This window comes from Hungatella sp. (assembly GCF_046966825.1).
In genome coordinates, this window is record NZ_JBKVCZ010000103.1 from 1 (window position 1) to 23,577 (window position 23,577).

Here is a 23,577-nt window from a genome sequence, read left to right on the forward strand (position 1 = left end):
GGCGGAGGGGTAACTGGTGGAGTCTGCTGTACTGGTGGCGTTACCGGCGTCTGCTGTACTGGTGGAGGGGTAACTGGTGCCTGCTGTACTGGTGGAGTTACTGACGCAGCCTGCTGTACCGGAGGCGTGCCGGTAAACTGTATTGTCGGATTTGCCTGGCGGTAATGATCTGGCCCATTCGCTAATTCCATCAGTGCATCAGTTTCGACCGTCGAAACTGCATTTGCAAACTCCCGCATTTCCTGGATACTTTCAAAAGTTGCTGTAATCATCATAATTCGATTCCTCCTAATTCTTTCTTTAATATCATCAGCTCATCCTTTGTGAGCGTGACTCCTTTTGTCATCTCAGACCGATCCGCGTTCCAGCCGCGAAGGTCGTACTTCGGTTCATGGTCTCCCCATTTCACCAGGTTCAACTCCTTGTGGTACTTTCCTTCGCCCGGAAACTCGATCAGAGTCTCCAGGATCTCACATTTCAGTTCTTTTGCCATCTTCTATCCCCTTTCTCGATCTATTTCGTTTTCATTTTTAAGCGCCGCGCGAATTGCCTCCAATTCTTCCTGCACTCTCCACACGTAGTCTCTGGTGATGTCGATGTATGCACATATAACTTCTCGGTTATTACTCCAGCTTCGCATTTGGTCATCATCTGGAAGAACTCCAGTATAAGAATTCTGAAGTTGCTCCAGAATAAAATCGGCTTTTTCGAGAGCATGATCTGGAAGACTGTCGAGGATTGAATTCCGCAGTACTATGCGATCCATTACTTCATTTGGTAATTCTTTTGCTTGTACCATCTTGATTTCTCCTGTCTCCCTCTGCTATAATGAGGGTGTCAAATTATTATCAGTTACCTTGAATCCCTGGGAGTTGCCGCTCCTGGGGTTTCTGCTTTTAACGCCTCCATACGGCGTACCGCGTAGGAAAGTTCTCCAAGGCTATTTGTACTCGGAAGCATTTCCACATCCGGATAATTGTCGGAATTCCAACCAGTAGAATACATATGAATATCTATCCAGCCCACTTGCCCAGAAAACTTAAAAAATGCTGTCGGAAGATCGCCCGTAATGCCTTGCTTTCTGGGTTCCAATCCGTTGATATCCAGCGCCAGATCAAGCAATCTGTGGATCTGTTCACGCTTCCGCTTCTCCCTCTTCTTCTCTAATCGTTTCTTCATCGTTCTCACCTTCCTTCTTCCAGTTCTCTTGCATGGGTATTCATAAAGTACACCGTCATGTGATTGATCTGCATAAACTCATCTTTCGTTATTGCTTCCAACTGGCGCGCCATACAAGCCTGTCCATATGTCTGATAGAGCAGATCACGCGACAAAGAGCGCTGCGCATACCGCGCCTGCTTTTCTAATTGCTTCATGATTGTTTCTCTCTGCATTTGATTCCCTCCTCCTGCAGCTCTATGCATAACCACAAGTTGTCCCGACTTCCAGCCATTCCTTTTCACCATAGTTATCATAGCGATATATATACGTCCACTCAAAGGAGTTTCCGCTATCACCATGAGACAACAGCGTCCCTGAAACTGTTCTGAAATATCCGCCAGTGTCAGATATTCTACAGGGCTGTCGTCCGATTCGTATTTTTTCCATACCGGCTCCAGCACTATGTGTTCAGGCCCTTCTTCAGCGATATCCTCCTTGCAACACAGGACAATAACCATATCGTTCATGCTGTCAAAATATGTTTCTTCGGCATTAACTCTCTTCACTGTCTTTCTCCCCTCTTACAACGCTTCCAGTGAAACGCAAACTGCTAAAATGATAATCACACCAGCCACAAAGATAACCGCCGGCATCAGCCACCGCTCCGTTACTTCCAGCAGGCGAGATCGGCTGTCGTCCTCGAAGTCGTCGAGGTTGTCAATGTATTTCTGCATTCTGAATCACCTCCCACTGCTTGTCCATCGGTACCGCTATTAAGCGGTTTCATCTTTCTGTACCTCGTCTTTCTTTTTAATAGATTTTACAGTCACTGTTGCTTCTCCTCGTGCAGTCAAAATTCTTGCAAGGGCTTCAAATGCCTTTTCCACGTTAAGGCTATTTACTGCGATTACAGTATCTTTCATATCACCACCCCTCTCTGATAGATTGTATGTCTGACTGGTTGTACTACTTGCGTTGTCCTTCATTTTCCATTGACATGCATGTTCGATAGTGGTATATTTGCCATATCGAACATAAGTTTGTTTTAGGCATCATTTTCAACCGTGAAAAGGTCCTTAAGTTCTGAATCAGGAAAGTATGTTTGCTGGATTCGCACACACTCTTCATAGAGCCATTGTGTTGTTCCGTTAAACCTTGTGTGAATTGTGCTGTAAGACAAATCAAGCATTGCAGCTATTTCTTTCCTGGATATGCCATACCTTTTCATTTCTGCTTCTAAGTTCTTGCAGTTAATTTTCACAGTTTTTATTCACCCTCTTTCTGGTTTTGCGATATACCGCAATTTATAAATATACTATATTGCATTATATCGCAATTGTCAATAACTTTTTGCAGTATTTCGCAATTTATTATTTACATATTGCAAAAAATAGTGTATTATCAAACTAGAGGTGATCATATGGAGAGAGCACAGATTTTACGAAATATTATGGAAGAAAAAAACATGAAAGTTGCTGATTTAGTACGGATTACAGGTATTGCTTATTCAACCATTAAATCTATGCTAGAAAATGGTATTGAAAAAACAAGTTATGTAAATGTTTGCAAAATCTGCGATGCGTTAGGAATTAGTACCGACGAGCTCGAAGCAATGGCAAATGATGGCTCCAAAGCAGTTCCTCAGCCCACCTATGCTGATGTAGAAAAACTCGTAGCCAGAAATGGAAAGAAAATGTCTGTTGAACAGAAAATGCGCCTGATACAGCTCCTGTCCGAAATTGAATTTGAGGACTGATTTTATTGAGAAATTATTTATGCTGCACCGATTTTAATAGAGCTGGACTTAACCGATTGCTAAGTTATGTATTAACTGTCTACAAGGAATGCAATATAACTGCTTTTCCAATTGATTGTTTTTCTATACTTAGGCATTATGGTTTTAAGGTTTTGAGTTATTCAGAGTTAAAGGAGATTAACTTTGAGTTATATACTTTATGCCAGAGTTGTACAGAAGACGCTTTTACTTACGAAAAAATCATTGCATACAATGAAAAAAGCTCAAATGAACGTATACGGTTTTCATTAATGCATGAACTCGGACATTTTATAATGAGTCTTCCTTCAACGGATAAATCATTTGAGGATCTCGCCGATTATTTCGCCAGTAATATTCTCGTGCCTCGTGCAACCATCTGGCATATGCGATCAGACAGTATCAGAGGTATCTGTCATACATATGGAGTATCCTGCATGGCAGCGAATCGAATATACGAAGATTATAAAATGTGCCACTTAAGTGAGTGCAAAGAAATAAATCAGGATATACATAACTGTTTTTTTCCTGTTGTTATACCGGAAATGACGGTGCCGAAACCCAAGCCTATCATTGAACAGAAAGAGCCTAAAGAAAAACACGCCACATGGGCAGAGTATCACGATATGCTTGAGAGATATTTTCCTGAGCGGTTACAGAATTATGTTCTGAGATAAAAATATTAAAATGTGGGCTGTCGCCTTTAATACGTCGAAAATAAAAGAGGAAGAAAGTATGAAAAAAGTAATATTGTCTGTCTTAATTATTGTAGGGCTTGTATGTGGCTGTTCTTCAAAAGAGTCTGAACCCGAAAAAAATGTTGAGATTATATTGGATGTTCAACAGTTCTGCGGCATATCCGAAGCAGAACTTATTGAAAAAATGGGAGAACCAGAATCACGTGAGGAATGGAATTATGAAGTAGGAAATCTTTATTCTCCTATAGTCTCCTGTTTTTATAACAATAATGAATTTGAATTTATGCTAAATAGCGATAAAGTTCAGCGTATTTCAATACATGCTGATTCATATAATCACACCGATGGGGCCCCCTTTACATTTGAGTCAAAGGACGATATTCTTCCAATGTTTGGAATTACTATTGAAGATGTAAAATACGCAAAAAAAATCGATACTAATAGCGCTTTAAGGTATCAAGATTTTGCAAATATAAAATCGTTTTGGATTCCCGAATATGAGAACAATTCATTTGATGAAGTCAAGGTAGATTTTTCAGATTTATTTGAATAGACGAAAAAAGCCCTAGGAGCTACCAACTCCCAGAGCTTTTCACATAGATTCTCTTGCCGGATCATTCCGGAAAGATATGTCTTTCTCGCAAATTGATTATATCATTTCCAGAATGTCCTGACAAGAGGTGTATTTTTTATACGCAAAATTAATACACTAGACCAAGGAGATGATATTATGGCAAAAACTCAGACCGCCCTTCAGCGCGTAGCCCTCTACATCCGTGTATCCTCCGATGAGCAGGCTGAACGTGGTGATTCTATCCGCGATCAAAAGGAACGCGGAACTAAATATATCGATGATCACCAGAACATGATCCTTCAAGATACCTATATCGACGACGGCGTTTCCGGCCAAAAGCTGGACCGTGATGATTTTACCCGCCTGATCGGGAATGTCAAAGCCGGCCTGGTCGATCTCATCATATTTACGAAATTAGATCGATGGTTCAGGAGTCTTCGCCATTATCTTAACACTCAGGTTATATTGGATAAATACAACGTAGCCTGGACAGCCATTGACCAACCTTATTTTGACACCTCCACGCCTTATGGGCGGGCATTCGTGGCCCAGTCTATGACCTGGGCAGAACTGGAAGCTCAGAATGGCGGCCTCCGTGTTGCCGACGTGTTCCGAAGCAAGGTAGAGCATGGCGAAGTTATAACCGGAAAGGTGCCGCGCGGCTACATGATTCAAAATAAGCATTTAGTTTTTTCTGACGAGGCACCCGCGATGTTGGATAGTATTCAGTACTTCCATCGGGAACAGGGACTTGCCAAAACCGTAAACTACATGCGGGAAACCCACGGAATAAATATGAGTATCCAGAACCTAAAAAACAGTATCCTGCGAAACGAGAAATACACCGGCCGTTATCGCGGCAACGAAAATTACTGTCCGCGCCTAATTTCTGACGAGATGTATCAGGACATTCAACGTGTCCTTGACAACAACAGCACGATACGCTCCAGCCAAAAATATCCCTACATATTCTCAGGAATCCTGATTTGTGACGAGTGTGGTCATAAAATGAGCGGCTGCCACATTAACGTCGTGAGCCGCAGGACCAGCGGAAAAGTCTATCGCTACAAATATCCTGCCTATGAATGCCTGCAGTACCGTGCATACAAAAAATGCAGCAACGGCGGTGAGATTCGAGAAATGAGGATTGAAGAATATTTATTAGAACACATCCGGGAAGAGTTAAGCGGCTATCTGGTAGATTTTGAGACAGGGGAAGCCAAGAGAATTGATAATCGCGCAAAAAAGAATAAGATCCGCAGGAAACTAGACCGTTTGAAGGATTTGTACCTGAATGAAGTGATCAATCTGGAAGAATATAAAAAAGACCGCGCGGAGTATGAGGAACAGCTTGCTGCCCTCCCAGACATGGAACAACCAATAAAAAATCTAAAACCGCTTAAGCAAGTTCTGGACTGCAATTTTGAGATCATCTATAATAATTTAAACAATGAGGAAAAGAGGGCCTTCTGGAGGTCAATTATTAAGGAAATCCGTGTATCAAAGAGCATTGGGCGGAACCGGAAATATCAAATTATCTTTTTGTAATTGTTTTACCGTTAAGTTAAGTTACCGGTATGCTGATTCATTCCTGTCATTTCATTAAATACGGTACTCTTTCCCACATTCGGGTTGCCGGCCAGGGCGATCACCTTATCGTCTTCCTGGCGCTTCCTGATTTCCAGCCCGCAGTCTACGGACTTGATTCCGACAGAATCTCTGCTTAACCCCATATTACGTCCTCCGTTTCCTCCTGTTCTGACTTGCCCTCACAGATCGAGGCAGTATCTGCGGCCGAAACCATGTCTGGATTCTTCTCCGCTTTTGCTTTCCGGTATCCCGGCTCCATCCTGCATACCATCACACGTCCGGAGTCTTCACTCCTCAGCGCAATGACGGCCCCGCGGATCACATAAGCGCAGGGGTCTCCCAGAGGGCTCTTCCCCACACACTCCACTACGGTTCCTTCAATCAGACCGATGTCCTGAAGACGTCGTCTCATATCATCAAAAACGGCCAGCTCGGATATAACTGCCTTCTGGCCCTTTTTTAAATCGGTTAACTGGATTACTTCTGTCATTAAAATTTACCTCCGAAAATGTTTCCATATCCTAACATATGCGAAGGCTGGTACAGTGGTTCCGCAGGATTTTTGCATTTTTTCAGACAGCAGGTCAGTTTCCCTGACCGCAATGATTAAGAAGCTCTTCCCCAGGCCTGTCATAGATCATTCTCCGCCGGAATATACTAAACTGATATGCGGATACCGACAAGGAGGTAACAAATGGACCAGGAAGATAATTTTTATACATTAAAAGGCTATTCCCTGCTGGAACACGTTCAGATCACCTACTCCATGGAGGACTATTTGGAAATGATCTGCCGCCTCAGTCAGGACGGCACTCCGGTCCGGATCGGAGACCTCGCCAAATGCCTTCATGTCCGGCCTTCATCCGCCTCAAAAATGGCCGGAAACTTACGCAGCAGCGGGCTTGTGAGGTTCGAAAAATACGGTACAGTCACACTGACCGAGGCGGGTCTTCAGCTTGGACGCTATCTCCTGTTCCGCCATACGGTGCTGCAGAATTTCTTCTGCTATATTAATGAAACCACCGATGAACTGGAACAGGCTGAGAAAGTAGAGCATTTCATCGACCCGAAAACTGTGTATAATTTGAAAAAATGGCTGGATAAATTTACATAGACAGTCTTGTGCGAATCCTTAATTCGTCGTATACTATAGGTTACACGATGATGTTCATAACAAGGAGGAACAGACACATGGATAAGATTAAGATGACAACCCCCATCGTCGAGATGGACGGCGACGAGATGACCAGGATTCTCTGGAAGATGATCAAAGATCATTTACTGCTTCCCTACATTGACTTAAAAACAGAATACTACGATCTCGGCCTGGAATACCGCGACGAAACAGACGATCAGGTCACCGTCGATTCCGCCAACGCCACTAAAAAATATAAGGTTGCAGTCAAATGTGCCACCATCACCCCCAATGCCGCCCGTGTAAAAGAGTACAACTTAAAAGAGATGTGGAAGAGCCCCAACGGCACGATCCGTGCGATCCTGGATGGCACCGTATTCCGTGCTCCGATTGTGGTTAAGGGAATCGAACCGTGTGTAAAGAACTGGAAAAAGCCGATCACCATTGCAAGGCATGCTTACGGCGACGTATATAAGGGTTCCGAGATGAAGATTCCGGGAGCCGGGAAAGTCGAGTTAGTCTATACGGCAGAAGACGGAAGTGAGACCCGTGAACTGGTACATAATTTCGCAGGCGCCGGTATTGTACAGGGCATGCACAACTTAAATAATTCCATAGAAAGCTTTGCCAGAAGCTGTTTCAACTACGCTCTGGATACGAAACAGGATTTATGGTTTGCCACCAAGGACACCATTTCCAAAAAATACGATCACACCTTCAAGGATATTTTCCAGGATATTTTCGACGCAGAGTATGCTGCTAAGTTTGAGGAAGCCGGAATCACTTACTTCTATACTCTGATCGACGATGCGGTCGCCCGTGTCATGAAGTCCGAAGGCGGCTATATCTGGGCCTGCAAGAATTATGACGGCGACGTTATGAGCGATATGGTTTCTTCCGCATTTGGCTCTCTCGCCATGATGACCTCCGTTCTCGTATCTCCGGATGGCGATTACGAATATGAGGCCGCCCATGGAACCGTACAGCGCCACTATTACAAGCACTTAAAGGGAGAAGAGACCTCCACCAACTCGGTGGCCACCATTTTCGCCTGGACCGGTGCTTTGAGAAAGCGCGGAGAGTTAGACGGCAACAACGACCTGATGGATTTTGCAGACAAACTGGAGAAAGCCACCATAGATACCATCGAAAGCGGTGAGATGACAAAGGATCTGGCACTCATCACCACCATACCGAATCCTACCGTATTAAACAGTGAGGATTTCATCAAAGCAATCGCTGCCCGTCTCTAAGGGAGAGCTTCACTTAACGGCCTTCCCTCAACGGCCTTCCCTCAACGGCCTTCAGCGAAACGTAATCTGACTGCTGCTACTGCAATCCCTCCGAACCGCGGGTCCTCTCACGGTACCGGAGGGATTTTCATAAACCAGCACTGGTATTTACGCCGGGAGGCACTAACTATCCATTATTATCAGGAGGCACTGTCCATGAGATACAAACCCAAAGACCACACACTGAAAAACGGCGTTCTCTGCCACTTAAGAAGTCCTCTTCCCGCCGACGCGGCCGCCATCCTTCATCTGATGAAGGCCACCTCAGACGAGACAGACTTCATGGCCCGGTACTCCGATGAAATTACCATGCCCACCCTGCGGGAAGAAAAATTTCTGGAGTCCACGCTGAGCAGTCCCGCAGACTTAATGATTTGTGCCGTTGTGGACGGAACCATCATCGCCAATGCCGGCTTAAGCCCTATCGCCCAGAGGGAACGGTACCGCCACCGCGCGACCTTCGGCATATCCATCCGGAAAGAGTACTGGGGCCTGGGAATCGGCTCCCTGCTTCTGTCGGCCATCATAACATGTGCCGGAGAAATGGGGCTGGAGATGATCGAGCTGGAGGTTGTCTGCGAAAATAAGCGTGCGATCGCCCTTTATGAAAAATATGGCTTCCGCATCTACGGCACCCGCCCCCATTCCTTTAAATACCGGGATGGCAGCTACGCAGATGAGCATCTCATGCTGCTGGACCTCTGATTGTCCGTACTGATTTTCGACATTATTTTTTAAAAAAGGACAAAAATCCCTGTTCAATTCATTATCAGAATGATATAATATCTATTATCATATGTTGTATTGGTAATGGAAGGGATCCTGATCATGAATTTAAGACATCTTACTATCTTCAAAACCGTCTGTGAAGAGGGCAGTATTACTGGAGCGGCGAAAACGCTGTCCATGACGCAGCCGGCTATTTCCCACGCGATCAATGAACTGGAGGAATCCGTAGGCGCCTCTCTCTTCGACCGCGTTTCCAGGAAAATCGTCATCAATGAGAACGGCAAATTCTATCTCTCTAAAGTGATACCGCTTCTGGAGCTCTATCACGATCTTGAAACCTGTTCCGGCTCCTTAAACCGCCAGACTCCTCTTCGGATCGGCTCCTGTGTGACTCTGGCCAGCTTCCTGCTGCCCGGAGTTATTTCCCGTTTTATGAAAAGCAATCCGGAGTCCGTCGTCAAGGTCACGGTAAATAATTCCAAGGAGATTGCACAGCTGCTGCTGAAAAATGAGCTGGATATCGGTCTGATCGAGGGCGTCGTGCCCAACGAACAGCTGGAGAAAATTCCATTTTCCTCCTATCCGCTGGCCGTCATCTGCGCGCCCGACCATCCATTCGCCCGCCTGGCCAGCCAGCCCGTATCCCTGGAACGCCTCGTGGAAGAGCCTCTCATCCTGCGCGAGGAGGGCTGCACGATCAGAGACGCCTTCGACTGCGCCCTGACTCTGCACAACTTAACCGCCGCGCCGCTGTGGTCCAGCACCAATTCCGACGTAATCGTCCAGGCCGCCCGTGAGAACCTGGGAATCGGCGTTGTTCCCCGAATCTTTGCAGACCCCTACATTCAGCGCGGGGAGATTGTGGAGATAGACGTAAAGGAATTTGATGTCAGCTGTATGAACCATGTAGTATTTAATAAAGATAAATTTCAGAGCGAGAGTTTCCAGGCATTTATTAATCTGGTGCTATTCGATTAATCTTGTTATCCAAAAAGTACGGCGGAGAAACAGAATATTCCGTTTCTCCGCCGTACTTTTTACGTTTTCTCCTAACCGTAAGCAGCAGGCTATTTACATATCCACTACACTACCACAGAAAAACCTCTTTCCCCGCAAGCTTCATCAACGCCTCCAGAAAGTAGTAATCTCCATATATAATCGAAAATTCATGTTCCGTGTCGTGGTAGGCCGCCGTACATTTCTCCAGCAGCTGATCTTCTTCCTCATTCCAATTGCACCGCTCCGAAGCAAGCGTTCTCAAAAGGCGAAGCGCCGCCTGCAAATAGACACGGCTTTCCCGGCCCTTTTCCTGCTTTGCAATCTCAATAAGCCCGCAGGCGCCGATGGCGGCGGCGGTGGAGTCTTCCAGCCCGCAGTCCTCCGGCTGCCGGAAATCCACCGGAATCAGATTGCTCTCCGGAATATTGGCGATAAAGTAGTTGGCGATTCTCTTGGCGGTGTCGAGATACTTTCTGTCATTCGTGTGTAAGTAGCTCAGGACAAATCCGTATAAGCCCCACGTCTGGCCTCTCGTCCAGGAAGAGCCTTCGCCGTATCCCTGGCCTCCGTAGTCTCTGACAATCTCCCCTGTCTCAGGATTGAATTCCACGATATGACGGACAGACCCGTCAGCCCTGACAAATGCATTCATCGCAGTATCCGCGTGATCCACGGCGATCTCATAGAATCTCGGATCCTTCGTCTCCTCAAAAGCCCAGTAAAGCAGGGGAAGGTTCATCATGCAGTCGATGATGGCCCAGCCGCGGTTGTCTTCCTGCCGATACCCCATCCCGTCATTCCAGGCCCGTAAGAACCTGCCCCGCGGATTGTAGCGGCCCGCCAGGTTACAGGCGGCCAGCATACTGCGGTTTTTCGACTTCCAGTCACCGGTCAGCCGGTAATCGGCGACGGAGGTCAGAAGCCACTTAAATCCATGGTCATGGGTCAGCCCTTCCGCGCACATCAAGTTTCTGTCCATCTTCTCTTCCGTTTCCACGGCGATTTTCTTATATTCCTCGTCCTGGGTCAGAGCGTACAGCTGCCACATCATGCCTCCCCAGAATCCATTGGTCCACCAGTCTATCTGGTCATCCCCCGACCGGTCGTCATGGACGCCGTCAACGGTCGTATACGGGATCTTGTGGGCGGAGCGTCCGCTCACCTTCTTAAGCTTCTCTTCTGCCCTCTTCAGAGTTTCGCCGGCCCATGCCAGCTCCTCTTCCTTTAATGGTAATTGTTCTGTCATATTTTCGTCTCCTCCGTCAACCTTTCACCGATCCAATCATAACGCCCTTTACAAAGTATTTTTGAATAAACGGATAAATCACAAGCACGGGAACCATGCTCACCACGATCAGCGCGTACTTGATTACGCCCGCCGCCTGGGCGAGCTGTGCCTGCAGCTCCGGATCCGTCACAGTGGAGGGATCGATCTGATCCGCCATTAAGATCTCCCGCAAAAACAGGGTCAGTGGGTACAGTGCCTTGTCATGAAGATAGATCATGGCATTGAAGTAGGCATTCCAGTGGCCCACTCCGTAGAACAGCACCAGCACCGCCACGATCGCCTTCGAGAGCGGCAGGACGATCCGGATAAAATACATGAAATCCGAGCAGCCGTCTATCCTGGCTGCCTCCAGCAGCTCTCCGGGAATCGAATTCTGGATAAAAGTCTTTGCTATAATCAGGTTGTAGACCCCGATCGCCCCCGGAAGCAGCAGCGACCACACCGTATTCAGCAAATGCAGCTTCTGCACGAGTATGTACGACGTAATCATACCGCCATTAAAGAACATGGTAAATGTAAAGACCAGCATGATCGCGTTCCGCCCCGGAAGATCGTCCCTGGACAGGCAGTAAGCCGCCGTCAGGGTCATGATAATATTGACTGCCGTTCCCACAAACGTATAAAACAGGGAGTTACGGAATCCCGTCCACACCGTCTTCGTATGAAACACGGTCTTATAGCCCTCGAGGCTGAAATCCACCGGAAACAGGACCACCTTGCCGCTCTGCACCGCGGTGCCGGACGAAAATGACGCGCTGATCACATAGACACAGGGATACAGCACAAGGACAAAGAAAATCGTCAGGAGAGCCGTAATCACAACGTAAAACACTTTGTCATTCAGACTGTAATTCTTAAATTTTCGCATTTTTGCCCTCCTTAAAAGATCCCATTGCCGCTCAGCTTCTTGCTCCCCCAGTTTGCTATCATCAGAAGGATAAAATTGATCACCGAGTTAAACATACTGATGGCCGTCGATAGCGAGAAATCATTGATTCCGCTGGCGAGTCCCACCTTGTATACATAGGTCGATATAATTTCACTGTAATTCAGATTCAGATTATTCTGCATCAGCAGGACTTTCTCAAATCCCACATTCATGATGTTGCCAACCGCCAGAATCAGCATAATGCTGGCGGTTGGGAGTATGGTTGGAACGTCGATGTAGAGCAGCCGCTGGAACCTGCTTGCCCCGTCAATCTCAGCCGCCTCATGAAGGGACTGGTCCACACCGGCCAACGCAGCAATATAAATAATCGCACTGTAGCCCGTGCTCTGCCATACCCCCGACCAGACGTAGATGTGCTTAAACAGCTTCCCGTCCGCCAGAATATTCGGCGCCGTCCGGTTGGTAAACATCGTATAAAGGCTCCCATAGATTCCGCTCCGGTTGTTCAGTACCTGGAAAATCAGTCCCACCATGACTACGGTCGAGATAAAATACGGCACGTACGTGATCGTCTGGATCGCCTTCTTATACCGCTTTCCCAGCATTGCATTCAACAGCAGCGCGAAGATAATGGGAATTGGAAATGACACCGCGAGGCTGTATAAGGAGATCATCAGCGTATTTTTCATGATGATCGGGAATTTGTATGAGGTGAAGAACTTGACAAAGTTGTCAAGTCCCACCCATGCGCTGCCCCAGATTCCCTGTCTCACATTATATTTCTTAAACGCGATCACCAGCCCGCCCATGGGGACGTATGCAAATACCGCTATGTAGATGAGCGGCAGCAACAGCAGCAGATAGAGCTGCCATCTGGCGAGAATCTGTCTCTTCAAATCTCTTTTGCCCGCAACCGGGCTGTCTTTTCTGTTTCCTGCCACAATAAATTCCTCCGGGTTCCTCTCTATTCCACAGAACGGTCATAGGCCGCCTGCGCGCACTTTTGCCACTCGTCGAGGCCCATTCCCTTTAGTTCTGACATATAAGCATCCCATCCGCTCTCAATATCTCTTGCCCCGGTGATAAACTCTGCCATTGTCTGGTTTACATAAGTTGGTATGTTAGAAAGGGCTTCCTGAATCTGTCCTGCCTCATCCTCGGTATAGTGAAGAAGCGGGAGAACCTTCTCCGGATGCTTGTCAAAATAATACTCATAGCTCTTGGCATTTAGCTGTGTCTTGTCTTCCGGGTTGTACGTTACCATGCCGTTTGCAACCGTGTTCATTTCCGCAAGGCTCGCATATCTCGGTGATACGCCGTGCCATGTCTTTGCTGCCGGCTCCAGCCAGTAGTTGGAGATATAAGCCAGTGTCACCTTGTCGTAGAGGCCGGCCGCCACATAGGCATTGTTCATCTTCTCCAGTTCCGCCGGGGTTTCGGTATAATCAACACCCTTTTCACCGAATCTGGCTACCGTGGAGGCCTCATGATCGTAGAACGCATCCGCCAGTTTCACAGCCAGATCTACATTTTTACAACCATTAAAAATAAAGAATTCCTGGTTTGGCGAGTATTCTGTATATGGTGTATAGTTGGTTCCGTCCGGTCCCTTAACCGGATTTAAAATCTCCATTTCCAGATAGTTGCTGTTGTTTGCCGCATCCGGATAGTTGGAGAGCGAACCGAAGGACACCAGCCCCACCACATTGGTTTCTTCGTTTAAAGTTGCCTTAAACTGTGTATCGTCATCGGTAAAGATGGCCGGTGAGAGCAGGCCCTCTTTGTAAAGATCGTTCATGTAAGTCAATCCGGCCTTCCAGCCCTCCGTCGTAAACGGAGCGATAACGGTCTTTCCGTCCTTGTCAAGGGCGAGGCCGCCGTTTAAATTGCCGCCGTTCCAGAATTCAAAGGAGTTCATGAGTGCGGCCGTGATATTCTGGCCGTAGCCGCCTGCCTGATAGCCGTAAGCGCCGATCTCATCCTGCACGCCGTTTCCGTTGGGATCCTGATCATGGAACGCCTTCAATACGGTTTTCAGTTCATCCGTTGTCGTCGGCATGGTCAGTCCCAGCTTGTCGATCCAGGCTTTATTGATAAACATACGATTGGGCGTCACATTCCAGGTCTCCGGTTCATATTTGGATAAGCTGTACATGTTACCGTCCGCCATCGTCTGGGCCGCTTCCATCACTTTCTTGTCTTCTTCCGGGATTGCGTTGTAATTCGGCATCCTGGAAGCATCCTCTGTATATTCGTTTAAAGGCAGGAACACTCCGCTGCTGCCGTATTCCAATATTGTCTCCGGTGTCAGCGCATTATCCACAATCAGCACATCCGGCAGATTGTCATTGGAGGTGGCCATGAGGGACACCTTTGTCCTGACCTCATCCGTAGCCGCCGGAAGCTGATAAAACTCAATCTCAATCCCCAGCTTGTCTTCCAGATATTTCGTGAAGTAGTTGTTATCGTAATCCGTCACATAGCTGTTTGTCTGGATCGCAACCACCAGCTTATTGTCTCCGCTGCCCTGTGCCTCCGTCACAGCCGCCGTCGTATCACCTTCTGCGCGGTCTGTCCCGCCGGCCGACCCGCCGTTTCCTTTCTGGCAGCCCGATAATGCGGCTGCGGCCATCACTGCGGCCATTCCCAACGCCGCTGCTCTCTTCCCATTTTTTCTCATGATACTTCTCCTCCTTTATGATCGTTTCTCATTACTGCTTCCTGGAAGGAATACGTGCGGCCATCGGAAAAACCCACCTCCATATCCCCGTCCTCTATGTTTTCACCCCCGTAAACGCGGCAGGCCGTGACCTCCCCTGCGCCGTGAGGGTATAAAACCGTTACCATTCTAATACTGTCAGACTCTGCACGGGCGACGATACAGTTGATCTCCCGGTACATTCCCTGCTCGGTCCCTGTGGCCGCATACCCCTGCCACTCCGGCTCTTCTCTCCCGCGGATTATTTCCATGGTTTTCTCGTTCCCGGAAACGCAGACGGCCATCTCCTCCAGGTCCACCCCCGCCTCCGTGATCACTGGATTTTCACTGTCTACATGCCAAAGGAAATCGTACACATGAGGATTCCGGGACTCCAGCCGGTCCACCACAAGGAAAAACGGGTTCAGCCCCTCCGGCGCTTTTTTGATAAAATAGACCGATCTTGTATGACGCACTCCGGTCTCCTTGGGCGGAACCTCGTCTTTTGCATTCTCCTCATTCTTTCCGGGTTTTCCCCAGTTCCAGCATTCCATACCGCCGTACGCCCCGTCATAACAGCCCTCTGCCCAGTCACAGGAGTCTCCGATTCCCCACTTCATCCCGGAAAGCTTTTCGATATCGCTGTCTTCCCAGACATACGAAGCTCTTCGGTTCTGCCCCTTGTGGTCCACCAGGACCGTATTGTGTGCCCTGGAGGACAGACAGTAGCGCCTCATCTCGGAATCGTCGTAGGCATAATTTCCACCTTCGGTCAGCAGGTACTTCCCCTGTGCGTAAATGAGTAAATTCAGCTTATCCTCATGCTGATGACCCCGTCCAAATGGCGCTGCGTCCAAAAGTCCCCAGACGCTGCCGTTCTCCCATCCATTTCTCATAATGAAGAAACCCGAATAGGGAAGTGCGGTTGACAAGTAATCGGGACGGGTTCCCCGGGTTCCGCCGCTGGCCGCCCAAAGGATGGTTTCCGCCTTCTCTTCTCTTATGAAGGAAAGCTTTGGCTCCAGCAGTTTCCGGCTCGCCTCCCTCCTTCCATCGTTGATATCCGGCAGACATCCATCAGGCATCATGAGCTTCACATCGATCTCACAGGCGGTTGTCAGCCGTTCCGTCATTCGTTCCGGAACCGGGACATCGAACGCCCTGGCCACCAGAATCAGCCGCTCGTAGTTATTGATTACAACATCGTGATATCCCGTGGACAGTTCATACTGGAAGCCATCCGGATAGATCTGACGCCCCAGCTCCTCCTCCAGCGCGGCAAACGCAGACTGAAGCCACTCTTCCCGCTGTTTAAACTGAGGATAGAGAATTCCAATCTGAGCCAGCCCGTTCATCTCCATAATCAGCCAGTTTCCATGCGTCCTGTTTCTGTAAAGCCTCTGCCCGTGTTCCCAGACCGATTGATACCAGTCCACCAGAAGATTGTCGGTAAACGCCTCCTTATCAAAGAATGTGAAAAGCACGTATGGCCAGTTCGCTCCCATCCGGATCCCGCATTCGATCGTCCTCCAGCACTCGGTATCGTACCCGGATACTGACTGCTCCGGGCGTACCGCCTGGCGAACCCAGGAACGGAAAAATTCCGCAGCCTGATAAGCGTATGCCTCCTTCTTTGTCCGGTTGTACTCGTGAGCCAGCATCTTCCACTCATGATGGCGGTTCAGCTGCCACGTCCACTCCCTGTACTGATTATAGGTAGGATTGGCTTTCCAGTTTATCTCCCCCGCTGCCCCAAAATCACAGGGGACCCCTACCGAGATCAGGACGTGCTTTCGCAGACGCTCACATGCCTCCTCATCCGTCTCGCCCGGATATTTATAGACGTTCTCCGGTTCCTCATACGGGATTGCCAAAAAGCGTTCCCTCCTCGCGGCAAGCCCGGACCGCAGCGAAACTGCCAAAGCGCTTCTCGCCTGACCGTAATCATGCTTCTCTGCAAAATGACGCACTTCGCGCATTTCCGGCCGGTCCAAATCGAGACAGCTATGGAAAAATGTCTCATCCGTAAGAAGAGGGCCTTTTTCTGTTTCCGGCATCTTTATGCCTCCTCTCCAATATGTAATTTTTGTATGGCCGTATCGTATCATACCTCTCTGTCTTTTGGATACTGTCATTGAATAAAAAGAATACCGGTGGGTAAGAAAATGGTATCTCATATTTTTCCTGCCCTCTCATATGGTAAGAATTCAAATTAGAAGAAAAAATTGTAAAAAATCTTGTTAAATTATTTGAGGAAGAGCAGCAAATCTATTATGATAAAGCGATTTATTTTATGTAAACAATACGATTTGGCTTTTGATTCCTGGCTAAGATTTCTGCCGTCACAGAATGTACCGTCAAAACAACATAAGGGACAGCGCTGATAAAATTCCTTCAGGCTGTCCCTTTTATGATCTGACATAAGAGTCCCTTACCGGGTCTCACAGTTTTCCTTATACACCTTCGGTGTGACGCCCACCTGTTTGCTGAAATTCCGATAAAATGTATTGACCGCACCGAAACCGGTCATCTGGGCGATCTTATCGTTGCTGTAGTCCGTCGTCGCCAAAAGTTCCTTCGCCTTCTCAATCCGCAGCCGCAGAAGGTACGAGGAAAAGGTCTCACCGGTCTGTTCCTTCAGAAACTGGGATAAATACTTTTCGGAAATTCCGATCTCACTGCTGGCCCGGTAGGCCGAGAGACCTGCCTCCTCGTAATGGCTGTTTAAGTACTGGGGAATCTTCTCCTTCAGCCCCTCGTTCTTACTTTTCTTTGTCTGGCTGATGAAGTCACAGAGTTCGTCAGAACTTCTCCGCAGCATCTCCATCATTTCCCCGCACTTTAGATTCTTCTGGAAGACCGGAAAATTCTCCCTGGAATCCGTCTCTCCGTCCAGATGGAGCCAGGCCGAATACAGGATATTCCGGATCGAATAGAAAATCTGTTCCTTCTGTGCCTCATATAAGTAAGGCATCCTGCTGTAATAGCTCTCCACCTTATCCAGTTGGGTGCAGATTTCCTCCTGCTGCCCGCATATGAGAAGCGTATAGAGATGATTCAAAAAATCCATATTGACCGGATTTGCGTAGAGAGCGTTGGCAGAGATATCGTACGTCTTTACCACATTTTCATTGCTGCAGGCATACTGTGCCCGAACGACCTGGCGGGCCTGCTCATAACATTTGTTCACATTGGCAAGGTCTGTTCCGATGGCGCTGATCCCAACATGAAGAATCACGTCGTACGCGGCGGTAACCATGACGGCCACCTCCTCAAAGAGCTTCTTGATGCCGGAAACATTGGCCTCCTGTTCCGGTTTCAGTTCAAAAAGGAACAGCTCGTCGGTCAGACCGCTGTATACATTCGTAAATTTCCCGGGATAATGCTTTCTTAAGTACTCCACCATGGCAAGTGTTATGATATCTGAATTTCCGTATTCCTTCTGCTGAAGGCGCACCACGGCCACGCAAAAGAATTCCGGCACCTTCTCAAAGCACTTCTCAAATACCCGCCGTTCCTCCGGAAGCCAGATTCCCATAACGATCAGATGCTCCAGCATCATGGCTTCATTCTGCTTCGCCAGCTCCTCCATCTTCGCGCGGTACTCATTGCCGTTCTTCTTAAGAGCCAGTATATTGTCTGTCAGAATCCCGTACTCGTCAAACCTCTTTTTGCTGCTCTCCACTCCATTTTCCGCAGGGAGGGCAAACAAAACCCGTTTCATGCCGGAATACTGCTGGTAGCTGTAAAATGCAGTCAGCCCGATTACCAGCAGCAGACCGATGCAGAGATAGATGATCAGGAGTCTGCTCACCGGCCAGATCTGGCTATCAATAAATGCCATGGGAATCCCGGTAACGATCTTCCACTGAAGGTCATCCTGCTGCTTCACAATCAGGCGGTAACTGCCCCCGTCCCCGACGACCTGTCCATTCTCATACGCGCCGATCCCCTCCGGGACATTCCCATACTCCAGCAGGACATCCCCGGTCCTGGAATCCTGAATATAGAGGAATCCATCCTTCTCCAGCTCCGGCATCATAATGCTTTTAATCAGATAGTCTCTGTCAATGACAAAGCACGACAGGTACTGCGGGTTCAGCCGCGTAAGTTCACTGCTCGTTAAGTAGAGGATCGCGTCCTGAAGCTTTCGCTCCTTCTCATTATAGATGAACCTTATCTGATCCAGGCGGACGAACTGGCTGTGTTTCGCATACCGGCCAAACAGTTCGTCACGCACGGCATCCGAGTCAGAAAAGTCCGCGCCTTCCCGCTGGATCCGGAGAAATTTATTGTAGTAGTCCTGGAAATTGAAGCTGCACTGGCTGGTGGATAAGTACAGGTCATTCTTTTTGAACAGCATAAATACGTAGGGGGTGTAATCCGCCACAAAGCCAATCTCACTGAACATTTTATTGGCCTCCTTAAGCTTTAGCACATCCTCCTTTGGAATCTTCCCCTGCTGGTAGACAATGGTGCTGAAGGTCTGATTCTTCGCCATCATTTCATTGATCAGCTCCATTTTATTAACCATCTCATAAATACCGTTGATTCCCTCCTGGTTCTTCATCTCCCCTTTTTCAATTATGTAGTCCTCAATACTGCGGCTGGCTACGAAGGCCACCAGAATACTGCTCAGGAAAACAATCAGAAAACCCAGAAAGTATTTTGTTATGTAGTGCATCAGCATTTTTGTAAATTTCATAAAATTCGGCTCCATTTTTACTTCGACTGTTTTAATCATCGTGTGTTGAGGCTGTGATTCATGACTTTGCCGGCAGCATACACCGACAAAAATAAAGCCGCATATCGTATTATAGAATGCAAACCAGGTATCAAAAAAATAAGGCACAGAATACTTATATTTCTGCACCTTACTTTTCTGTTTCTATCTATTCATATAATTCGATCCTCAGTTCATCTCAGCCAGCAGCTTATCAATGCTCACAATCTTCACACAGAGTGCGAATAATTCCATTGCCAGAATCAGGTCAGATAACGGCGGATAGGAAGGTGCGATACGGATGTTGCTGTCGTGCGGGTCCTTTCCATATGGATAGGTAGCGCCGGCGCCGGTCATGATGAGACCTGCTTTTTTACATCTGCCAACGATGGATTTCGCACATCCGTCCAGAGAATCGAAGGAGATGAAGTATCCGCCCTTCGGACTGGTCCAGGAACCGATTCCAAGGCCGCCCAGTTCTCTCTCCAGAATCTCGATTACGGCTTCGAACTTCGGTCTCATGATGTCTGCATGCTTTCTCATGTGCTCCACCATGCCGTGGATATCTCCGAAGAAGCGCACGTGACGCAGCTGGTTTACCTTGTCATGGCCGATGGTCTGGATCTTTAACTGCTTCTTGATGTCTACCAGGTTGTTCTGGCTGCAGGCGATGGCCGCAATACCGGAACCCGGGAAGCTTACTTTGGAGGTAGAAGCGAACTTGTAAACCAGGTCCGGATTTCCCGCTCTCTTGCATTCTGCCAGGATTTCGATTAAATGATCCTGGTCGTGGTCGTATAAATGATGGATCGTATAGGCATTATCCCAGTAAATTCTGAAATCGGGAGCAGCCGGTTTTAATCTTGCAAAGCGGCGTACAGTCTCGTCGGAGTAGGAGATACCCTGTGGATTGGAGTACTTCGGCACACACCAGATACCCTTGATGGAGTCGTCATTTGCAATCAGTTCTTCCACGATATCCATATCCGGGCCTGTTGGCGTCATGGGGACATTGATCATCTCGATACCAAAATATTCCGTAATGGCAAAGTGTCTGTCGTATCCCGGAACCGGGCAGAGGAATTTTACTTTGTCTAATTTGCACCATGGTGTGTTACCCATCACGCCCTGGGTCATGGAACGTGAAACCGTGTCATACATGACATTCAAGCTGGAGTTGCCGTAGATGATGATCTGGTCCGGATGAACCTCCATCATGTCGCCGAGCAGTTCTTTCGCTTCCTTGATGCCGTCGAGCACGCCGTAGTTGCGGCAGTCTGTACCGTCTTCACACGTTAAATCGTCATCGCTGCTTAAGACATCCATCATTCCCATGGATAAGTCCAGCTGATCCACACTTGGCTTTCCTCTGGACATATCGAGGCGTAAATCCTTGCCCTGATACTCCCTGTACTTGGTGGAAAGCTGCTTTCTAAGTTCCTGTAACTCTTCCTTCGTCATCTCTGCATACGGTTTCATCGCTTTCTTCTTCCTCCTCATATTATCTCCTTCATTCGTTTCCGGGTTTTTGCCTCCCATGGCGGCATCTGCCCGGGTTACAGCAGTTCCTCTAATACCCTGTTTACCATGGCGGGGTCAGCTTTCCCTTTCATCGCCCGCATCGTCTGTCCTACCAGAAAGCCTCTGGCTCTCTCTTTCCCATTATGGTAATCTGTCACAGACTGTGGATTTGCTGCTATAACCTCCCGGATCACGGCGCGGAGCGCTCCCTCGTCATTTACTACCTTAAGCCCGTTTTCTTCTACGTAGGCCTCGGGATCGATATCTTCAGCGAATATTTTTTCAAATACTTCCTTCGCTACCGTGCGGTTAATAGTACCATTATCCACCAAAACAATTAATTTTGCAAGATTTTCCGGTGAAAATCTTATGGCCTCCGGTTCCTGGGCCTCTTCCTTCAACAGCCTCATGGCCTCGACCATCAGCCAGTTGGCCGCTTCTTTCGGCTTTCCGCACAGGGAAACAGTGGCTTCGAAAATATCCGCCATGTGCTTCGCCTCCGTGATGATATCCGCGTCATACGCGGAAAGGCCGTACTCTTCCTGGTATCTTGCCATCTTCTCGGTCTTTAGCTCCGGCTGGCGGTCCTTTATCTCCTGAATCCAGGCGTCGCTTATGGTCACCGGCGGCAGATCGGGATCCGGGAAATAGCGGTAATCTTTGGCGTCCTCTTTGGAACGCATGGCACGGGAGCTTTCCTTATTATCATCCCAGCGCCGCGTCTCCTGGACCACCTTCTTCCCATCCTCCAGAAGCTCGATCTGGCGCTTCCTCTCGCCCTCGATCGCTCTGGCAATGGCCTTGAAGGAGTTTAAGTTCTTCATCTCCGTCCTGGTACCAAACTCCAATGCTCCCGCTTCCCGGACGGACAGGTTCACATCCGCCCGCATAGAGCCTTCCTGAAGCTTGCAGTCCGACGCTCCGAGATACTGGATGATGAGCCGCAGCTTCTCCAGATACGCGATCACTTCATCGGCGCTTCGCATATCCGGCTCGGAGACGATCTCAATGAGAGGAACGCCGCTTCTGTTATAATCCACCAGGGAACAGTCTTCCCATTCATCATGGATCAGCTTTCCTGCGTCCTCCTCCATGTGGATCTCGTGAATCCCCACCTTCTTCTTACCGGCCGCTGTCTCGATTTCCACGAAACCGTCGTGGCAGATAGGGAGGTAAAGCTGGGAGATCTGGTAGTTCTGAGGATTGTCGGGGTAAAAATAGTTTTTCCGGTCAAACCGGCAGTACTGATTGATTTCACAGTTCACTGCCAGCCCCACCGCCAGAGCGTATTCCACCACCTGCCTGTTGAGGACGGGAAGCGAACCCGGCATTCCGGTGCAGACCGGACAGGTGTGGGTATTGGGCGCTCCGCCAAACTCCGTGGAGCAGGAACAGAAAATCTTCGTTTTCGTGGCAAGCTCCACATGGACCTCCAGTCCGATGACTGTCTCATACTGTCTGCTCATCTGCTCTGCCTCCTTTCCTGCTGACGGCTCCTCTCAAACGCATACCCCGCGCGGATAATCTGTTTCTCCTTAAAGCAGTCTCCGATTAGCTGCAAGCCAATCGGAAGGCCTTTGGAATCTGTCCCGCAGGGAACGGAAAGCCCCGGAAGCCCTGCCAGGTTGACGGAGATCGTATAGATGTCGCCTAGGTACATTTTCAGGGGATCGCTTAAGCTCTCTCCCAGTTTCGGCGCCGTAACCGGCGACGCGGGTCCCAGTATCACATCGTAGCTCTCGAACGCACGGTCAAATGCTTCTTTGATCAGCGCCTTCGCCCGGAGAGCCTTCAGATAGTAGGCATCGTAGTAGCCGGAGCTCAAGACGAAGGATCCCAGCATGATACGGCGTTTCACCTCCGGCCCGAAGCCCTGGGAACGGCTCTTTTTATACATATCGTGAAGCCCTTCATACTCCTTTGCCCGAAAGCCGTATTTTACGCCGTCAAATCGCGATAAGTTGGAGCTGGCTTCCGCGGATGCGATCACGTAATAGGCAGGAATGGCGTATTCCACCATGCCAAGATCGAATTCCTCCACGACGGCGCCCTTTTCTTTCAATACCGCCGCGGCTTTTAAGATAGCCTCCTTTACCTCCGGATCGAGGCCGTCTCCCATATAATCCCTCGGAATTCCGATTCTCATTCCTTTCACGTCGTCCACCAGAGCCGACGTGAAGCGGGTACTCTCCTGCACTTCGCCGGAGCTGTCGTGACGGCCTGACCAGTCATACTCCCCGCGGTCCATGGAGGTGCTGTCTTTTGTATCATGGCCTGCCAGCGTTTCAAGGATCACCGCACAGTCCGTCACATCCTTCGCCACCGGACCGATCTGATCCAGAGATGATCCGTAGGCAATGAGACCGTACCGGGAAACGGTTCCGTAGGTTGGCTTTAAACCAGTCACCCCGCAGAATGAGCTGGGCTGCCGTATGGACCCGCCCGTATCGGAACCAAGCGCATAAAAGCATTCATTTGCTGCAACTGCGGCGCAGGAACCGCCTGA

The 23,577-nt window shown here is 48.6% G+C and carries 27 protein-coding genes and 1 pseudogene; 9 read left to right on the plus strand and 19 right to left on the minus strand.

Annotated features, from left to right (window positions below; genetic code table 11):
• From ACLTD4_RS24380 to ACLTD4_RS24415, 8 genes are all read right to left on the minus strand, one after another.
• The coding region (locus ACLTD4_RS24380) for a hypothetical protein (protein ID WP_412331629.1) at positions 1-275 on the minus strand (275 nt) is incomplete at its 3' end.
• Positions 272-493: a PC4/YdbC family ssDNA-binding protein gene (locus ACLTD4_RS24385; RefSeq protein WP_006775560.1), complete on the minus strand. Its 222-nt coding sequence runs from the start codon at positions 491-493 to the stop codon at positions 272-274. The genes ACLTD4_RS24385 and ACLTD4_RS24380, both read right to left, overlap by 4 nt.
• A gap of 3 nt (positions 494-496) precedes the next feature.
• Positions 497-799 (minus strand): hypothetical protein, encoded by a 303-nt coding sequence (locus ACLTD4_RS24390; RefSeq protein WP_006775561.1) that lies wholly within the window; start codon positions 797-799, stop codon positions 497-499.
• Positions 800-852: 53 nt separating this feature from the next.
• On the minus strand, positions 853-1,179 hold the full coding sequence (locus ACLTD4_RS24395; protein WP_006775562.1) for a hypothetical protein: 327 nt from the start codon (positions 1,177-1,179) through the stop codon (positions 853-855).
• A gap of 5 nt (positions 1,180-1,184) precedes the next feature.
• Positions 1,185-1,727 carry a hypothetical protein gene (locus ACLTD4_RS24400; RefSeq protein WP_412331630.1) on the minus strand — a complete coding sequence of 181 codons (543 nt, stop codon included), beginning with the start codon at positions 1,725-1,727 and terminating at the stop codon, positions 1,185-1,187.
• Positions 1,728-1,742: 15 nt separating this feature from the next.
• A complete protein-coding gene (locus ACLTD4_RS24405) occupies positions 1,743-1,895 on the minus strand; it encodes a hypothetical protein (RefSeq protein WP_412331631.1) in 153 nt (50 codons plus the stop codon).
• Between the two features lie 39 nt (positions 1,896-1,934).
• Positions 1,935-2,084, minus strand: coding sequence for a hypothetical protein (locus ACLTD4_RS24410; RefSeq protein ID WP_155521547.1), 150 nt, complete (start codon positions 2,082-2,084; stop codon positions 1,935-1,937).
• 122 nt (positions 2,085-2,206) lie between these two features.
• Entirely contained in the window at positions 2,207-2,422 is a 216-nt protein-coding gene (locus ACLTD4_RS24415) for an XRE family transcriptional regulator (RefSeq protein WP_118078077.1), read from the minus strand.
• A 159-nt stretch (positions 2,423-2,581) separates the two neighbouring features.
• Here ACLTD4_RS24415 and ACLTD4_RS24420 point away from each other — a divergent pair, with 159 nt between their 5' ends.
• The 5 genes and pseudogenes from ACLTD4_RS24420 to ACLTD4_RS24440 all read left to right on the plus strand — a co-directional run bounded on the left by ACLTD4_RS24420 (position 2,582) and on the right by ACLTD4_RS24440 (position 5,755).
• A complete protein-coding gene (locus ACLTD4_RS24420) occupies positions 2,582-2,917 on the plus strand; it encodes a helix-turn-helix domain-containing protein (RefSeq protein ID WP_256265288.1) in 336 nt (111 codons plus the stop codon).
• Between the two features lie 152 nt (positions 2,918-3,069).
• Positions 3,070-3,372 (plus strand): annotated as a pseudogene (locus tag ACLTD4_RS24425) (ImmA/IrrE family metallo-endopeptidase); the annotation flags it as partial.
• Positions 3,373-3,612 (plus strand): hypothetical protein, encoded by a 240-nt coding sequence (locus ACLTD4_RS24430; protein WP_320988940.1) that lies wholly within the window; start codon positions 3,373-3,375, stop codon positions 3,610-3,612.
• A gap of 58 nt (positions 3,613-3,670) precedes the next feature.
• Positions 3,671-4,186, plus strand: a complete 516-nt coding sequence (locus tag ACLTD4_RS24435) for a hypothetical protein (RefSeq protein WP_320988939.1) — start codon at positions 3,671-3,673, stop codon at positions 4,184-4,186.
• 177 nt (positions 4,187-4,363) lie between these two features.
• Positions 4,364-5,755, plus strand: coding sequence for a recombinase family protein (locus ACLTD4_RS24440; RefSeq protein ID WP_412331632.1), 1,392 nt, complete (start codon positions 4,364-4,366; stop codon positions 5,753-5,755).
• Between the two features lie 11 nt (positions 5,756-5,766).
• Here the strand turns inward: ACLTD4_RS24440 and ACLTD4_RS24445 are convergent, their stop codons facing one another.
• Positions 5,767-5,940, minus strand: coding sequence for a FeoB small GTPase domain-containing protein (locus ACLTD4_RS24445; RefSeq protein WP_242867981.1), 174 nt, complete (start codon positions 5,938-5,940; stop codon positions 5,767-5,769).
• Positions 5,931-6,287: a FeoA family protein gene (locus ACLTD4_RS24450; RefSeq protein WP_055658973.1), complete on the minus strand. Its 357-nt coding sequence runs from the start codon at positions 6,285-6,287 to the stop codon at positions 5,931-5,933. The genes ACLTD4_RS24445 and ACLTD4_RS24450 overlap by 10 nt, the downstream gene beginning before the upstream one ends.
• A gap of 204 nt (positions 6,288-6,491) precedes the next feature.
• Here ACLTD4_RS24450 and ACLTD4_RS24455 point away from each other — a divergent pair, with 204 nt between their 5' ends.
• The 4 genes from ACLTD4_RS24455 (at position 6,492) to ACLTD4_RS24470 (ending at position 9,931) form a co-directional block, all read left to right on the plus strand.
• Positions 6,492-6,911, plus strand: a complete 420-nt coding sequence (locus ACLTD4_RS24455) for a metal-dependent transcriptional regulator (protein ID WP_117633967.1) — start codon at positions 6,492-6,494, stop codon at positions 6,909-6,911.
• 77 nt (positions 6,912-6,988) lie between these two features.
• Complete coding sequence (locus tag ACLTD4_RS24460; protein ID WP_055658971.1) at positions 6,989-8,185, plus strand: NADP-dependent isocitrate dehydrogenase; 1,197 nt, start codon at positions 6,989-6,991, stop codon at positions 8,183-8,185.
• 195 nt (positions 8,186-8,380) lie between these two features.
• Positions 8,381-8,929, plus strand: coding sequence for a GNAT family N-acetyltransferase (locus tag ACLTD4_RS24465; protein WP_055658968.1), 549 nt, complete (start codon positions 8,381-8,383; stop codon positions 8,927-8,929).
• A 123-nt stretch (positions 8,930-9,052) separates the two neighbouring features.
• The gene (locus ACLTD4_RS24470; RefSeq protein ID WP_055658966.1) at positions 9,053-9,931 is read left to right on the plus strand and encodes a LysR family transcriptional regulator; all 879 of its coding nucleotides are present in this window, start codon (positions 9,053-9,055) and stop codon (positions 9,929-9,931) included.
• 109 nt (positions 9,932-10,040) lie between these two features.
• Here the strand turns inward: ACLTD4_RS24470 and ACLTD4_RS24475 are convergent, their stop codons facing one another.
• From ACLTD4_RS24475 to ACLTD4_RS24515, 9 genes are all read right to left on the minus strand, one after another.
• Positions 10,041-11,198, minus strand: coding sequence for a glycoside hydrolase family 88 protein (locus ACLTD4_RS24475; RefSeq protein WP_412331633.1), 1,158 nt, complete (start codon positions 11,196-11,198; stop codon positions 10,041-10,043).
• Between the two features lie 16 nt (positions 11,199-11,214).
• On the minus strand, positions 11,215-12,108 hold the full coding sequence (locus ACLTD4_RS24480; protein ID WP_055658963.1) for a carbohydrate ABC transporter permease: 894 nt from the start codon (positions 12,106-12,108) through the stop codon (positions 11,215-11,217).
• Positions 12,109-12,119: 11 nt separating this feature from the next.
• Positions 12,120-13,070, minus strand: a complete 951-nt coding sequence (locus ACLTD4_RS24485) for an ABC transporter permease (RefSeq protein ID WP_002601308.1) — start codon at positions 13,068-13,070, stop codon at positions 12,120-12,122.
• A gap of 23 nt (positions 13,071-13,093) precedes the next feature.
• Positions 13,094-14,809, minus strand: coding sequence for an extracellular solute-binding protein (locus ACLTD4_RS24490; RefSeq protein ID WP_117633969.1), 1,716 nt, complete (start codon positions 14,807-14,809; stop codon positions 13,094-13,096).
• Complete coding sequence (locus tag ACLTD4_RS24495) at positions 14,806-16,884, minus strand: heparinase II/III family protein (protein ID WP_412331634.1); 2,079 nt, start codon at positions 16,882-16,884, stop codon at positions 14,806-14,808. Before ACLTD4_RS24495 ends, ACLTD4_RS24490 begins: the two co-directional genes overlap by 4 nt.
• Positions 16,885-17,258: 374 nt before the next feature.
• Positions 17,259-19,532 (minus strand): helix-turn-helix domain-containing protein, encoded by a 2,274-nt coding sequence (locus ACLTD4_RS24500; protein WP_412331635.1) that lies wholly within the window; start codon positions 19,530-19,532, stop codon positions 17,259-17,261.
• A gap of 207 nt (positions 19,533-19,739) precedes the next feature.
• Positions 19,740-21,029, minus strand: a complete 1,290-nt coding sequence (locus tag ACLTD4_RS24505) for an aminotransferase (RefSeq protein WP_055659025.1) — start codon at positions 21,027-21,029, stop codon at positions 19,740-19,742.
• A 77-nt stretch (positions 21,030-21,106) separates the two neighbouring features.
• Positions 21,107-22,537 (minus strand): Asp-tRNA(Asn)/Glu-tRNA(Gln) amidotransferase subunit GatB, encoded by a 1,431-nt coding sequence (gene gatB / locus ACLTD4_RS24510; RefSeq protein ID WP_055658953.1) that lies wholly within the window; start codon positions 22,535-22,537, stop codon positions 21,107-21,109.
• On the minus strand, positions 22,534-23,577 hold a 1,044-nt coding region (locus ACLTD4_RS24515; protein ID WP_412331636.1), incomplete at its 5' end, for an amidase family protein. The genes gatB and ACLTD4_RS24515, both read right to left, overlap by 4 nt.

What these genes read in the sequence shown, in the direction of transcription:
- ACLTD4_RS24385 (WP_006775560.1), bottom strand. Translation starts at nt 493, where the DNA reads ATGGCAAAAGAACTGAAATGTGAGATCCTGGAGACTCTGATCGAGTTT.
- ACLTD4_RS24390 (WP_006775561.1), bottom strand. Translation starts at nt 799, where the DNA reads ATGGTACAAGCAAAAGAATTACCAAATGAAGTAATGGATCGCATAGTA.
- ACLTD4_RS24395 (WP_006775562.1), bottom strand. Translation starts at nt 1,179, where the DNA reads ATGAAGAAACGATTAGAGAAGAAGAGGGAGAAGCGGAAGCGTGAACAG.
- ACLTD4_RS24405 (WP_412331631.1), bottom strand. Translation starts at nt 1,895, where the DNA reads ATGCAGAAATACATTGACAACCTCGACGACTTCGAGGACGACAGCCGA.
- ACLTD4_RS24410 (WP_155521547.1), bottom strand. Translation starts at nt 2,084, where the DNA reads ATGAAAGATACTGTAATCGCAGTAAATAGCCTTAACGTGGAAAAGGCA.
- ACLTD4_RS24420 (WP_256265288.1), top strand. Translation starts at nt 2,582, where the DNA reads ATGGAGAGAGCACAGATTTTACGAAATATTATGGAAGAAAAAAACATG.
- ACLTD4_RS24430 (WP_320988940.1), top strand. Translation starts at nt 3,373, where the DNA reads ATGGCAGCGAATCGAATATACGAAGATTATAAAATGTGCCACTTAAGT.
- ACLTD4_RS24435 (WP_320988939.1), top strand. Translation starts at nt 3,671, where the DNA reads ATGAAAAAAGTAATATTGTCTGTCTTAATTATTGTAGGGCTTGTATGT.
- ACLTD4_RS24440 (WP_412331632.1), top strand. Translation starts at nt 4,364, where the DNA reads ATGGCAAAAACTCAGACCGCCCTTCAGCGCGTAGCCCTCTACATCCGT.
- ACLTD4_RS24445 (WP_242867981.1), bottom strand. Translation starts at nt 5,940, where the DNA reads ATGGGGTTAAGCAGAGATTCTGTCGGAATCAAGTCCGTAGACTGCGGG.
- ACLTD4_RS24450 (WP_055658973.1), bottom strand. Translation starts at nt 6,287, where the DNA reads ATGACAGAAGTAATCCAGTTAACCGATTTAAAAAAGGGCCAGAAGGCA.
- ACLTD4_RS24455 (WP_117633967.1), top strand. Translation starts at nt 6,492, where the DNA reads ATGGACCAGGAAGATAATTTTTATACATTAAAAGGCTATTCCCTGCTG.
- ACLTD4_RS24460 (WP_055658971.1), top strand. Translation starts at nt 6,989, where the DNA reads ATGGATAAGATTAAGATGACAACCCCCATCGTCGAGATGGACGGCGAC.
- ACLTD4_RS24465 (WP_055658968.1), top strand. Translation starts at nt 8,381, where the DNA reads ATGAGATACAAACCCAAAGACCACACACTGAAAAACGGCGTTCTCTGC.
- ACLTD4_RS24470 (WP_055658966.1), top strand. Translation starts at nt 9,053, where the DNA reads ATGAATTTAAGACATCTTACTATCTTCAAAACCGTCTGTGAAGAGGGC.
- ACLTD4_RS24475 (WP_412331633.1), bottom strand. Translation starts at nt 11,198, where the DNA reads ATGACAGAACAATTACCATTAAAGGAAGAGGAGCTGGCATGGGCCGGC.
- ACLTD4_RS24480 (WP_055658963.1), bottom strand. Translation starts at nt 12,108, where the DNA reads ATGCGAAAATTTAAGAATTACAGTCTGAATGACAAAGTGTTTTACGTT.
- ACLTD4_RS24490 (WP_117633969.1), bottom strand. Translation starts at nt 14,809, where the DNA reads ATGAGAAAAAATGGGAAGAGAGCAGCGGCGTTGGGAATGGCCGCAGTG.
- ACLTD4_RS24495 (WP_412331634.1), bottom strand. Translation starts at nt 16,884, where the DNA reads ATGCCGGAAACAGAAAAAGGCCCTCTTCTTACGGATGAGACATTTTTC.
- ACLTD4_RS24500 (WP_412331635.1), bottom strand. Translation starts at nt 19,532, where the DNA reads ATGAAATTTACAAAAATGCTGATGCACTACATAACAAAATACTTTCTG.
- ACLTD4_RS24505 (WP_055659025.1), bottom strand. Translation starts at nt 21,029, where the DNA reads ATGAAACCGTATGCAGAGATGACGAAGGAAGAGTTACAGGAACTTAGA.
- gatB (WP_055658953.1), bottom strand. Translation starts at nt 22,537, where the DNA reads ATGAGCAGACAGTATGAGACAGTCATCGGACTGGAGGTCCATGTGGAG.